Origin of the sequence: Natronococcus sp. A-GB7, assembly GCF_029688865.1 — an archaeon.
Lineage (GTDB): Archaea > Halobacteriota > Halobacteria > Halobacteriales > Natrialbaceae > Natronococcus.
On the sequence record NZ_JARUKV010000009.1, the window covers coordinates 133,296 to 145,973 of the forward strand.

Annotated in this window: 9 protein-coding genes; 7 read left to right on the plus strand and 2 right to left on the minus strand. The window is 68.6% G+C overall.

The genetic code is table 11. The features are described 5' to 3' along the window. Positions 1-7 precede the first annotated feature (7 nt). From QA609_RS10290 to QA609_RS10315, 6 genes are all read left to right on the plus strand, one after another. Entirely contained in the window at positions 8-2,170 is a 2,163-nt protein-coding gene (locus QA609_RS10290; RefSeq protein WP_278302518.1) for a hypothetical protein, read from the plus strand. Beyond that, the gene (locus QA609_RS10295; protein WP_278302519.1) at positions 2,163-3,176 is read left to right on the plus strand and encodes a PD-(D/E)XK nuclease family protein; all 1,014 of its coding nucleotides are present in this window, start codon (positions 2,163-2,165) and stop codon (positions 3,174-3,176) included. The genes QA609_RS10290 and QA609_RS10295 overlap by 8 nt, the downstream gene beginning before the upstream one ends. Beyond that, on the plus strand, positions 3,169-6,786 hold the full coding sequence (locus QA609_RS10300) for a UvrD-helicase domain-containing protein (RefSeq protein ID WP_278302520.1): 3,618 nt from the start codon (positions 3,169-3,171) through the stop codon (positions 6,784-6,786). The genes QA609_RS10295 and QA609_RS10300 overlap by 8 nt, the downstream gene beginning before the upstream one ends. 45 nt (positions 6,787-6,831) lie before the next feature. Next, positions 6,832-7,344, plus strand: coding sequence for an 8-oxo-dGTP diphosphatase (locus QA609_RS10305; protein WP_278302521.1), 513 nt, complete (start codon positions 6,832-6,834; stop codon positions 7,342-7,344). Positions 7,345-7,424: 80 nt separating this feature from the next. Continuing rightward, entirely contained in the window at positions 7,425-7,655 is a 231-nt protein-coding gene (locus tag QA609_RS10310) for a hypothetical protein (RefSeq protein WP_278302522.1), read from the plus strand. A 102-nt stretch (positions 7,656-7,757) separates the two neighbouring features. Further along, a complete protein-coding gene (locus QA609_RS10315; RefSeq protein ID WP_278302523.1) occupies positions 7,758-8,165 on the plus strand; it encodes a hypothetical protein in 408 nt (135 codons plus the stop codon). A gap of 280 nt (positions 8,166-8,445) precedes the next feature. Here QA609_RS10315 and QA609_RS10320 read toward each other — a convergent pair whose 3' ends face one another. Both QA609_RS10320 and QA609_RS10325 read right to left on the minus strand, forming a co-directional pair. Beyond that, positions 8,446-9,417: an NADPH:quinone oxidoreductase family protein gene (locus QA609_RS10320; RefSeq protein ID WP_278302524.1), complete on the minus strand. Its 972-nt coding sequence runs from the start codon at positions 9,415-9,417 to the stop codon at positions 8,446-8,448. Positions 9,418-9,499: 82 nt separating this feature from the next. Next, the gene (locus QA609_RS10325) at positions 9,500-11,005 is read right to left on the minus strand and encodes an alpha-amylase family glycosyl hydrolase (RefSeq protein ID WP_278302525.1); all 1,506 of its coding nucleotides are present in this window, start codon (positions 11,003-11,005) and stop codon (positions 9,500-9,502) included. Between the two features lie 181 nt (positions 11,006-11,186). Between QA609_RS10325 and proS the strand changes: the two genes are divergently transcribed. Next, entirely contained in the window at positions 11,187-12,668 is a 1,482-nt protein-coding gene (gene proS / locus QA609_RS10330) for a proline--tRNA ligase (protein WP_278302526.1), read from the plus strand. The last annotated feature ends 10 nt before the right edge of the window (positions 12,669-12,678 follow it).

Consider the following 12,678-nt stretch of genomic DNA (forward strand, 5'->3'; position numbering starts at 1 on the left):
ACCGTTGATGCCTTCGCCGCCCCGCCTCTCCGGTTCCTGCAAACTCCTCCCCGGTCCCGAGAGCGACCCGCTCGCGGCCGCGGCCGAGCTGTACGCGGAGCTGGCCGCACGCCACGGGGACCGGAACGTCCTCGTGCTCAAGCGACACCCGACGGGCCTCGACCGACTCGCCGAGACGCTCGGCACCGACGACGCGCCCCGTTCGCCCCGCGTCGAGTCCCTGCCGGAGCACGCCTCGAAGGCGATCGAGGCCTACGATCCAACCCTCGACCGCCTCGAGTACGAGGAACGAATCGAGCTCATCTCGCTGGTGATCGACGGCGCCAGCCGCGATATTCCCGACTATCTCGAGCGCGCGGCCGACCGCGACGGGTTCGCCCGCGACGTCGGTCAGCTGCTGCTGGGTGCGACCCGCCAGCGGCTCCGGCTCGCCGACCTCGAGGACCCCCACGACTGTCTGGCCTTTCTGTACGCGATGAACGACCGGTTCCACGAGGTGCTCGAGCAGCGGGGGTACGTCGAGCGAGCCGACGTGGTCCCGCGGGCGGTCTCGCTGCTCGAGGACGACGCCGACGGCGTTCGCGGGCGGATCACCGACTCCTTCGACGCCGTGCTGGCCGTCGAGTTCGAGGAGTTCCGCCGGCTCGATCGGCAGTATCTCGCCGCCCTCACCGGCGACGCCGAGCTGCGCTGTCTCGGTCAGCGCCACGCCAGCGTCGAGCGCACCGGAGTCGAGCCCGGCACCGTCGAGTCGATCGCGAGAGAAGTCGGCCTCGAGGTCGACCCCCTCGAGCCCGATGGCGGGGACGGCTCGCCCCACCGCGCGATCACGCGGTTTCTCGCGACCGGCGAGACGCCGACGACCCACGGAGCCGGCGAGCCCGCGTCCGAGGCAGCGACCGGACGCGCCGAACGGATCCGCACCCGCACCGCCCGCGAGCAGGTCCGGGCCGTCGCCCGGGAGATTCAATCCCTTCGGGGTCGCCACGGCTGGAGCTACGACGAGTTCGCGGTCGCGGTCCCCCGGATCGAGCGCGTCCCCGAGACCAGACGCCGGCTCCGCGAGGCCGGGATCCCGACGGCGACGATCGGCACGCCCTCGCTCGCGGAGGACCCCGTCGTCAACGAGCTTTACGCGTTCGTCACGCTCCAGGCTCGCCGGGAGCGCGGTGCCCGCTCGCTCGAGGACGACGACTCGACGACCCGACTCCGCGCCCGCGTTCCGGAGTTCGACCGATCGTTACTCGAGGCCTGCTCGGACTCGAGCGTCTCGGCTTCGCTCGAGCGCTGGATCGAGCGCACGGACCTCAAGGGACGGATCGCCCGCGAGGAGTCCTGGGTCGACGCCCGCGAACAGTTCGCGAGCGTCGAGCGCGTGCTCGAGATCGCCGGCTTCGTCGAGGAGACGGATCTGGTCGGCCCCGACTGGCGGGGGCTCCGGCGGATGCTCCGCCGGACGATCCGGTACGACGCCCCCTACGTCCACGCGGTCGAGACCCGTCCGCCGACCGGGGGCGTCGCCGTCTGTGCGGCCGACGACCTGAAGTACGACTCTCGTGAGGCCGTCTTCCTGCTCGACCTGCTCGACGACCACTACCCCGGCGACGGACACCTCACGCGGCTGTTCCCGCGGGCGTGGCTCGAGTCGATGCCGAACTACCCCGCGGTGACGGACCCCTCCCCGGAGACGGTCGCCGACACGTTCGCGCCCGTCGCGGATCCGAGCGAGGTGACCGACCCCTTCGACGCCTACCACGCCCAGCGCTCGCGGCGTCGGCTCGCGCTTGCCACCCGCGCGGCCCGGACGCGGCTGTACTGCTGTTCGTACGAACGCGGCTCGGGCGGACTTCGACGAACCCACGAGGAGTCGCGCTACCTGCAGCTCGTCGCCGATGCGCCGGGACTCACCCTCGCGGACGCCGACGCCGACACGGCGCGGATCCGCGGCGAGGCGGCCGCGACCGAGGCGCTGCTCGCACAGCCCCGCGGGGAGCTCGAGCGCGTCCTCCGGGAGGCGAGCACCGGGGGTCGGGCCGACCTCGGCGAGACCGAGGAGCTGTTCGAGGAGATCGCGCTGCTGCTCGCCGACGACGATCTCGACCCGGTGCTCGCGGAGGCGATCCGCTCGCAGTTCGAGTTCGCGGCTGGCGAGGTGGTCCGCGGTGAGTGACTCGCCGACGCTGACGGCCGACGGTCTCGAGACGTACCTGCACTGTCCCCGACGCTACGAGTTCGCACACGTCCATGGGCTCGAGGCCGAGGACGACGACGCCTCGCGCGATCGGGTCGCCCTCCTCCGGGAGGCGATCTGTGCGGCGCTACGGTCCGGCGCGACCGACCGGGAGCGACTCGAGGAGATCGCCGCGGAGCGGCTCTCGGAGCTGTGGGCCGGCCACGACGAGCCGTTCCACTCGCGGATCCAGCGGAACCACGAGCGGGCGGTTCTCGAGGCGGTCCTCGAGGCCTACCTCGAGGCGGTCGGCGTCGATCACGCGGCCGGAATCGAGCGGCTCGAGGGGTCCGCGAACGAACTCGTCGGACCCGCGCTTCCGCTCGCGAGCGCCCGTTCGCTGTCCGCAGAGGACGGCCCCAACCGCGTGCGGATCGACGCCAAGGTCGACTACGTCACCCGCACGGAGTCGAGCCTCGTCGGGGTCAGCTTCGTCCCGACGCTCGCCCCGCTCGGACTGCTGCGCTACCGCTCGGACTGGGAGGGAGACGTCGCCGCGCTGTTCGTCGACCACTTCGACGGCGGCTCCGACGTCTTCGAACCGCGGGCGGTCGGCGCCCTGTTCGAGACAAGCGTCGTCGTGGACGGGCTCCGCCGGTTGCAAGAGCGGCTCGACCTCGAGGCGAAGACCTGCCGGTACGTACAGGTCCCTCTCGCCGATCGGAACCGAACCGCGGTCAACTGGGTCCAAGACACCGTCGACGCGACCGTCGAACCCACCGACCTCACCGACGTCTACATCGACCACCACACCTACGCGATGACGCACGAACACCGAAACGAGACGGTCGACTCGCGGCTCGTCGACGTGGCCAGCGACGTCCTCGGGGGGTCGTTCGATCCGACGCCGCGGTGGGACGAGATCGCATCGGAGTCCTGTCCCGACTGCGAGTACGCGGTCGGCTGCCAGGACCGCCTCGCCGCGGAGGTGCGCTTCGATGGATAGCTCGCATCCGTTCGAGGACGACCCCGAGACGCTCGAGCCCCGCGGCAGCCAGCGAGCGGTCATCGAGAGCGACCGGGCCTGCACCTCCGTCGACGCGGGCGCCGGAACGGGGAAGACGACGACGATGCTCATGCGGATCGAACGGGCGATCGAGCGCGGCGACGTCGATCCCGAGGACGTGCTCGTCGTTACCTTCGCCAACGAGGCCGCCGCGAGCATCCGCGAGGCCGTCGCCGAGCGTCTCGAGCCCGACGTCGCGGCCCCGATCACCGTCTCGACGTACCACTCGCTGTGTCACCGGCTGGTCCGGGAGTACGCCTACTACCTCGGCTACTCCCCCGAGTTCGAGGTGGTGACCGAACGGAAGCGCCGCCGGATCGTCGGCCGGCTCCTCGCCGAACGGGAGTACGCGTTCGCGGCGACCAGCGTCGGCGACGGCTCGCCCGCCGACCTGGCCGACGCGGTCGACCGCTTCGTCGCGACGATGAGCCGGGAGGACGTCACCCCCGACGACCTCCGGGCGCGACTCCCCGAGACCCGAACCCTCGAGCTCTGCCAGGAGTTCGTCCACTGGCTCGAGCGACGAGCCGAGACGGAGCTCTCCTTCGACAACGAGGCGCTGCGGTACTTCAACCGGGAGGAACACCTCGAGGCGGCACGCGAGGGACTCGTCGAGTACGGGACGCTGATCAGCTACTGCCGGGAGAAGATCGCCGAGGCGCCTGCGGCGTTCCGCGAGGACGACGTCGTCCGGGATATCGACGCCTACCTGCGGATCCTCCAGCGGTGCGTGACCAACGCCTACGAGGCGCTCTCCCTCGAGGAGCCGACGACGAAACAGCTGCCGCGGGCGCTGTTCGGCAACCGGATCGGCGGCACGGGAACCGAACGGATCGAGCAGACCCCGTTCGGTCGGCTGAAACACTACGTCGAGTTCCTCCGGCTGGCCCGCCACTACACCGAGGTGTACGCCGACTACCACGCGACTCTCGAGCGCGAGCGCGCGTTCGACTTCGACGAACTGGTTCGCACCGCGACCGACCTGCTGACCGACGACGCGGTTGCCGACGAGATCACCGGCCAGTGGGAGCAGGTCTACTGCGACGAGTTCCAGGATACGGACGCGACGCAGTTCGAGCTCATCGCCGAACTCACCGACGGACCCGATCGGCCCGACCTGCTCGCGATCGGGGACAAGGACCAGGCGATCTACGGCTGGCGGGGCACCGACCGCCGGGGGCTCGACCGACTCGCCGAGCGCTACGACGACCACGCAGGGATCGAACTCGAGCTGAACTTCCGGTCGCGCCAGGAGATCCTCGAGCTGACGAATCGCTGTGCGTACGCCGACGGCTCGAAGACGCTTCGCGAGGACGGCCGCGAGCCCGGCACCTACGAGCGCGATGCCCCCCCGGACCGGGTCGTCAAAGTCGAGAGCGACGAGATAGACGACCCGACGGCCGAGCAGGTCGCGACCACCGTCTCACGGCTGCTCAACGGCGCTTGCGAGAACGTTCCCGAGCGCAGCCTCGAGGACATCGCCGTGATCGTCCGGACCAACCGCCACGCCCGCCTGGTCGCCGACGAGCTTCGGGACCGCCAGATCCCCCACGAGATCTCGGGCTCGCCCCGGGGCGAGATCTCTCCCGGGATCCGGACGCTGCTGTCGTACCTCCGGGTGCTGGTCGAGCCCGACGCCGACGTTCACCTTCGCCGAGTGTTGCTCTACCGCTACCGGCTCCCCGAGACGGATCTCGCGACCCTCCAGAAGCGGTCGGGGTCGCTGTACGACGCCGTCTTCGACGTCGACGCCGAGACGCTCGAGGCGACGACCGAACTCGAGCGGGCCCGCACTCACCTCGATCGCCTCGCGTCGCTTCGGGACGTCTACCCGCTGTCGGGACTGCTCGCCAGGCTCCGGGAGCTCACCCGTCTCGAGTGGTTCCTCACGAGCGAGGAGCGCCGTCAGCTCGAGCGGATCGACCGCTTCGTCGAGCGCTACGACGCCGAGAGCGTGGTCCGTACCCTCTCGACGGAGTTCGTCGACGCCCTCGAGGCGACGCTACGGGGCGGAAGCGCCGAACGCGACAGGGGAACCTCCTCGGACGATCGCGTCGACGTGATGACGGTCCACCAGGCGAAGGGCCTGGAGTTCGACACCGTCCTCGTCCCCTACCTCTCCGACGAGGAGTGGTGCGTCGAGCACGACTACGCCCGTCGCGCCCGTACCCGGCTGCTCGCGGCGACCCTCGAGGACGACGTTGCCTCGCCGTTGTGTGCCGATATCGCGGCCGAGACGGTCGGCGAGGAGTGGCGGGTGCTCCACGTCGCGCTCACGCGGGCGGCGAACCACCTGTTCGTCTTCGGGAGCGAGTACGACTACGACGGCGAGGAGGACGAGCTGGCGGTCTCCACCGCAGACGCCTGCCTCGATCCCGCCATCGAGTGGTCGGTCGCCGGCGAGCGCATGGAGCTGTGGTCGACCCTGACCGAGAGCTTCGAGTCCGTCCGGGGGACCTATCCCCGCACCGTGGTCGACCGCACCGACGAACTCGCCGTCGCGGCCGACGAGCGTCCGGGGACGATCACCTACTACGCCGGCTACGAGGACCGATCCGTCGAACCCCTCGAGACCCGGGAGGCGATCGAGACCGTTCACGAACTCGGTCGGCTGTTGCGGAACGGAACGCTGCTTCCGGCAGCCGACGCCTCGAACGGGGAGTCGTCGATCCGGACACCGGCGGGGCGACGGGCTGGGTCTCTGACGGCCGAGACCAGCCGGTTCCCGGTCGAGGCGCTCTCCGGCGACGGCCGACTCCCGATCGCGATGCGCCACAGCTACACGGCCATGGAGAGCTACGAGGCCTGCTCGCGGAAGCACTACCTCGAGCACGTCGTGCGGGCGGTCGACGACCCGACGGCCGGCGAGGACGGGACCGACGAGTCGGGCGCGGCCCCGCGGGTCGTCGGCTCGGTGTTCCACGACGTCGCCGAGGAGGCGTTCCACCGCGGGTACGAGACTCGAGCCGACTGGCGCGAGGCCGCCGTTCGCCAGCTGACCGCCCGGGGCCTGCTCGTGCACCGCGAGGCGGTGCTTGCCTGTATCGACCGCTACTTCGAGGCGACCGCGCCGGAGATCGACCCGCCGGTCGCCGACTGGGAGACGCTCGCGGCGGAGCTGCCGTTCGCCCTCGCGGACGTCGCCGGGATCGACGGCGACGTCGTCGGCTACGTCGATACGGTTCGGCGACTGCCCGACTCCGCGGGTGGCGGGCTCGTGGTCCTCGACTACAAGGCGACCGCGAGCCGGATCGACCCCGGAAAGGCGACCCAGCTCGCGCTGTACGCCCGCGCCTGCGACGACCGATTCGACGAGCCGATCGCGGCCGTCGGCTACGTCTACGTCGGCGGCGTCGAGGGGCCGCGGGTCGACCTGTTCGAGCCCGAGGCGCTGCCGTCCTGGGCGTCGGTCCGCGAGACCCTCGAGGGCGTCGACGACCCCTCCTACCACGAGACGACACCTGGAGAGCACTGTCGGCACTGTGCCCATCGGTCGCTGGGCTGTGCGCCCGCGGAGTACGTGCCCGACGTCGCCGCGGACGACGACTGACGCGATACCGAACGCGTTTATTCCGTGCCGGACGAATCCGCGACCATGATCGAGGCGACGCTGTGTTTTCCCCTTCGGGACGTCGGTGGGGCCGACGAGGTGCTCCTGATCGAGAAACGGCGCGGGCTCGGCGAGGGCTGGTACAACGGCCCGGGCGGTAAACTCGAGGGCGAGGAGACGCCTCGAGAGTGTGCGGTCAGAGAGACCCGCGAGGAGGTCGGTCTCGAGATCGATCCCGGCGACCTCGAGAAGGCGGGCGAACTCGACTTCCGCCTCGACGGCGGTCGTCACACCCTCTGTCACGTGTTTCGCACTCGCCAGTTTGCGGGCGAACCCCGCCCCTCAGAGGAGGCCCGTCCGGAGTGGTTCGCGGTCGAGGACGTCCCCTACGACCGGATGTGGGAGGACGACCGACTCTGGCTGCCCGCCGTCCTCGAGGGCGGGACGGTCGTCGGCGAGTTCCGGTTCGTCGGCGGCGAACCGCTCGACGAGGCCGAGTTCGAAGGGCACGACCTCGAGCGGGGCGTCGACTTCGACGCTCCCGACCGCTCCCGATAGGTGTCGGGTCGCTCGAGCCCTGGCATTGTATCGCAACGGCAACCCACTTTCGACGCCGACGGGTAGCACGTCCGATCACGATGATTGATGGAACCCGCCGCCAACTGCTCTCGGTCGCGGCTGCCGGAGCGGTCGGTGCGATCGCCGGTTGCGGAGACGACCAGGACCAGGAGGAGGGCGAAGGCGACGAAGACCTCGACGACGCACCGCCCGACGAGACCGAACAGGAAGACGACGACCCGATGGACGACGTCGACGAAGGGACCGAGAGCGACGAGAACGACGACGATACGGACGAAGACGACGAGTAACCCCCGAACCGAGCTCGCCGAGCGTGTTCCGCTCGGCGAACCCGGCCTTCTATCGCAACGTCAATATCCTTGACTTACTGGTCAGTATCATCGAACGTCGCAATGACTGATACAACACGCCGACGGATGCTGGCGATCACCGCTACCGGTGTAGTAGGTGCGGTAGCTGGCTGTGCCGACGACGACGAGAACGGCGACGACGCCGACGACGGACTCGACGACGAGAACGGTGCCGACGACGGCGTCGACGACACCGAAGACGACGAGATGGACGACGACGGGATGGATGACACCGAGGACGACGAGGACGACGGTTTCGACGACGAGGACGATACGGACGGGAACGAGACCGACGACGGCCTCGGCGACGAAGACGAGGACGACGGTCTCGAGGACGACAACGAGACCGACGGCGAGATGGACGACGCCGGCGAGGCCAGTGGCGAAGCCGTAGACGACGAGGACGGCAACGAGACGACCGACGAAGACGACGGTCTCGGCGACGACTGAGCCGGTTCGGTAGAGCTGCTGGCGACCGATAGCCGGCGCTCGTCGGTGCGGATTTTCGCGGTCGCTTACGGCTTCCCTCGAGCATCGCTACAGCGGAGCAACCGCCGACGGAGACGTCACCACTGACGGATCGGTGACTCTCGAAGAGGACGTCGAAGTCGACGGCGACGTGAGCGGCGAGACGGTCGAAACCGGGGACGAGGTGGAGATAGACGGCGAGATCGAAGAGACGGGCGAGTAAGAAGCGGTCGACGGGTTGCCAGTCGTACCCGTTCGGCGACTACGGTTTCAGCAGGACCTTCCCGGAACTCTTGCGATCCTCGATGTACCGGTGGGCGTCGGCGGCCTCCTCGAGCGGGAACGATTCGCCGACGATCACCTCGAGATCGCCGCTCGCGAGCCCCTCGGTGAGCTCGGGGACGGCCTGCATGATCCGGCTCGGGTCGTGCATCGCGGCCTGACCGAGGTGGAAACCGCGGACGCTCTTGTTCTCGAAGAGGAGCCGTCGGTTCTCCGCGCTCGCGGGCTCGCCGCTCGCCACGCCGAAGGTGACCATGCGACCGAAGTGTGCCATCGCGTCGAGGCTGCGCTCGAAGACGTCGCCGCCGACCGACTCGAGGACGAGGTCGACGCCCTCGCCGTCGGTCTCGGCCTCGACGGTCTCGCGGAAGTCCGTCTCGGTGTACTGGATCGGGTGGTCACAACCCAGCTCGGCCGCGAGCTCGAGTTTCTCCTCGCTGCTCGCCGTGCCGAACACCTCCGCGCCGGCGTTCGAGGCGAGTTGAACGGCCGCCGTGCCGACCCCGCCCGCGGCGGCCTGGATCAGCACCGATTCGCCCTCCTCGAGTTCGCCCCACTCGAACAGACAGGAGTGGGCGGTGAGAAACTGGACGGGGAAGCCGGCGGCCTCCTCGAAGCTCATCCCCTCGGGGATCGGGAACAGCATCTGGGCGTTCGCGGTGGCGTACTCCGCGTAGCCGCCCCGGTCGAGCATGGCGACGACGCGGTCGCCCTCGTCCAGATCGACGCCCTCGCCGGTCGCGTCGATCGTCCCTGCGGCCTCCATGCCGGGAACGTAGGGCGCCTCTGGACCGCCCGGGTAGACGCCGCGTCGCTGCATGACGTCAGCGAAGTTGATCCCCGCGGCCTCGATCTCGATGCGGACCTCGCCGGCGTCGGGCTCGGGCACGTCACGGTCGACGGTCTCGAGTTCGTCGCTGTCGCCGTACTCCGTTACCTCGATGGCCTTCATAGGTTACCACTCGTAACGCGTGCGTATAAACGTCCGAGAACAGGAAACCGAATGCTGAGCGTTTCTTTGTGACCTCGCGTCTTTAGCAGTCGTCGGACAGGGGCTCCGGATCGGCGGGCGGTGCCGGCTCGCCCGGTGGCTCCGGATCCGCGGGAACGCCGTCTCTGGGGCCGTACATGACCCACCCTTCGGCGGGGACGGTGAGCTCGACGGTACAGTCGGGACCGGTCGTGACGTTGGCGCCGTCGCCGGCGTGATCGATCAGCGGCTCGGTCCGCCAGTCGGTCTCGACGGTTACTGTACGAGCTTCGTCGGCGGTGTTGATCCCGGCCAGCAGGTTCCCCTCGCGCTCGAAGACGTAGACGTCCTCGTCGACGTGGCGGTCGATCACGTCGCCTCGAGCGAGGGTTCGGGAGACCTCGACGAGCGCCTGGAGGTCGTCGTCCTCGAGCTCAGGTCGGTCCTCGGCGCCGCCGCGGTAGAGCATCGGCATCCCGGCGTAGGCGAGGACGAACGCCTCGGCGAGCTCGACGGCCCGGCCCTCGGGCTCGTTGGGTTCGACCTCGGGCCCGGTCGTGTCGTGGTTCTGGACGAACGTGACGGCGACCTCGGGATCCTCGTGAACGACCCCTCGTGCTGCCTCCTGGGAGAGCGCTTCCATGCTGCCGCCCTCGAAGGCCTCCATGATCGCGTTGTACAGCGGGAAGTCGAAGACGGTCATCCCGGTGTCCGCGAACTCGAGTAAGTGATCGACGTCGTCGTCCCAGACCTCGCCAACCCGCCAGAGGCCGAGTTCGTCGGCCAGGGGATTGATGTGCTCCTGGAAGTACCACGGCCAGACGTGGGCTGCGGCGTCGATCCGCAGGCCGTCGGCGCCGAGGTCGGCGATTTTCCGGAGGTAGGCCTCGTGAGCCGCCTTCACCTCGGGATGCTCGACGTCCATCGACGGAAGGTCGAGCAGATCGCACTCGTACATCTCCGCCTCCTCGCCCTCGAGTTCGCAGTCCCCGAGCGTACCGTAGTCGTGGAAGTGTTCGTCGAGGTCGAACTGCGGGTACTCGACCTCGCCGTCGGGGCCGTCGGGGTTGGCCATATGGTTGAGGACGACGTCGACGATGACGTTGATATCGTGATCGTGGGCAGTCTCGATCAGCGAGGCGAGTTCGTCCTCCGTCCCGTGAGCAGAGTCGAAATCGCGGAGGTCGACGGGCTGGTACCCCAGCGGCGGGTGGGGATCCCGTTCGCGGCCGTAGACGGATTCCTCTCCTTCGTAGAACCCCTCTTGATCCTCGTAGGTCAGATTCTCCCAGCCGAGTTTCGAGACGGCGGGCTGGGGGATCCAGATCGCGCTGACGCCGAGGTCGGCGACCCGCTCGAGGTCGGCCTCGATCTCGGTCCACTCCCGGTGGAAGTACTGGTAGCCGACGCCGTCCTCGGGGGCCGTTGCTCCCTCGGAGCGGGCGGCCGCACTGGTCGAGCCGATCGTTACGCCGCCGAGTGCGACCGCGCCGAGCGCGGCGCTCGAGCGCAGCACGCTCCGTCGGTCGACACCCGCCGAATCGCTCCTGTGGCTGTGATTCCGTCGCATTCGTCCACGATTATAATCTATGGTGTGATAATACATAATGATTTTAATCCAGTTTCGGACGACAGTTATCAACGGTTGAAATACTTCATCGAACGAATACGCTCGATCGAACGAACACCGACGCGATCGGCGGCGGTCCCAAACGGGGCCCATTTATTGCTCCGGTCACGAAGGTGGCGGTATGAGCGACGAGAGTCAGGAGCTCGGGATCACCGAGACGAAATCGCACAAGCCCGGCGAGTGGTACGCCGAGGTCGTTCAGAAGGCGAACCTCGCCGACTACGCCCCGATGGGCGGGTTTATCGTCACGAAACCTCGCGGGTACGCGATCTGGGAGGGGATCCAGGACGCACTCGACAGTCGGTTCAAGGCGACCGGGGTCGACAACGTCTACTTCCCGATGTTCATCCCCGAGAGCTTCCTCGAGCGCGAGAAGGACGTCGTCGAGGGCTTCGACCCCGAGGTCGCCTGGGTCACCCAGGGCGGCCACGAGGAACTCGAGGAACGACTCGCGGTGCGACCGACCAGCGAGTCGATCATCGCCCCGTTCATGGCCGACTGGACCCGTAGCCACCGCGACCTACCGTTGCGGATCAACCAGTGGTGTTCGGTCGTTCGGTGGGAGGCCACCGAGACGAAGCCGTTCTTCCGGACGAAGGAGTTCATGTGGCAGGAGGGCCACACCGCTCACGCCGACGACGCGGGCGCCTGGGAGGAGGTCTGGACCCGTCTGGATCAGTACGAGGAAGTGTACGAGGACGTCCTGGCGATCCCGGTTCTGCGCGGCAAGAAGCCCGAACACGACAAGTTCCCCGGTGCCGATACGACGACGACCGTCGAGGCGCTGATGCCCGACGGAAAGTCGGTCCAGGGGGCGACGAGCCACAACCTCGGCCAGTCCTTTGCGGATGCGTTCGACATCACCTTCGCCGACGAGGACGAGGAAGAGCAGACGGCCTACACGACCTCGTGGGGGCTGTCCTGGCGCGCGATCGGCGCCCTGATCATGACCCACTCGGACGACCAGGGGCTCGTGCTCCCGCCGACGATCGCGCCGACCCAGGTCGCGATCGTCCCGATCTGGCAGGCCGACACCAAGGAGGACGTCCTCGAGTACTCGGAGGAGATCGCCGACGAGCTCGAGGACGCCGGAATCCGCGTCGAACTCGACGACCGCGACGAACGCAACCCCGGGTTCAAGTTCAACGAACACGAGCTGAACGGCGTCCCGCTGCGACTCGAGATCGGCCCCAACGAGGCCGACGACGGCGAGGTGACGCTGGTCCACCGCCCGGACAGCGAGAAGGCCGTCGCCGACCGCGAGGGGATCGTCGACACCGTCGAGGACCACCTCGATACCGTCTTCGACAAACTGTACGAGACGGCCGAGGAGAACCTCGCGGAGAACGTCCGCGAAGCCCACAGCCCCGAGGACATCCTCGGGACGATCGGCAAACACGGCGGCTACGTGAAGACGCCGTGGTGTGGCGACCAGGCCTGCGAGGAGGCGATCAAGGAGAAGATCGCAGCCGAAATCGTCATGCAGCCACTCGAGGACGAGGGCGGCCAATCTGCGGGTGAGGTCGTCGAACCCGGCAGCGACGAGTGTGGCGTCTGCGGGGAGTCCGCCGACGAGGTCGCGTACTTCGCGAAGAGCTACTGAGTCGGCCCGC

Excerpts from the sequence above, each read along its gene's own strand:
- QA609_RS10290 (WP_278302518.1), top strand. The coding sequence starts at position 8 with ATGCCTTCGCCGCCCCGCCTCTCCGGTTCCTGCAAACTCCTCCCCGGT.
- QA609_RS10315 (WP_278302523.1), top strand. The coding sequence starts at position 7,758 with ATGACTGATACAACACGCCGACGGATGCTGGCGATCACCGCTACCGGT.
- QA609_RS10320 (WP_278302524.1), bottom strand. The coding sequence starts at position 9,417 with ATGAAGGCCATCGAGGTAACGGAGTACGGCGACAGCGACGAACTCGAG.
- QA609_RS10325 (WP_278302525.1), bottom strand. The coding sequence starts at position 11,005 with ATGCGACGGAATCACAGCCACAGGAGCGATTCGGCGGGTGTCGACCGA.
- QA609_RS10300 (WP_278302520.1), top strand. The coding sequence starts at position 3,169 with ATGGATAGCTCGCATCCGTTCGAGGACGACCCCGAGACGCTCGAGCCC.
- QA609_RS10310 (WP_278302522.1), top strand. The coding sequence starts at position 7,425 with ATGATTGATGGAACCCGCCGCCAACTGCTCTCGGTCGCGGCTGCCGGA.
- QA609_RS10305 (WP_278302521.1), top strand. The coding sequence starts at position 6,832 with ATGATCGAGGCGACGCTGTGTTTTCCCCTTCGGGACGTCGGTGGGGCC.
- proS (WP_278302526.1), top strand. The coding sequence starts at position 11,187 with ATGAGCGACGAGAGTCAGGAGCTCGGGATCACCGAGACGAAATCGCAC.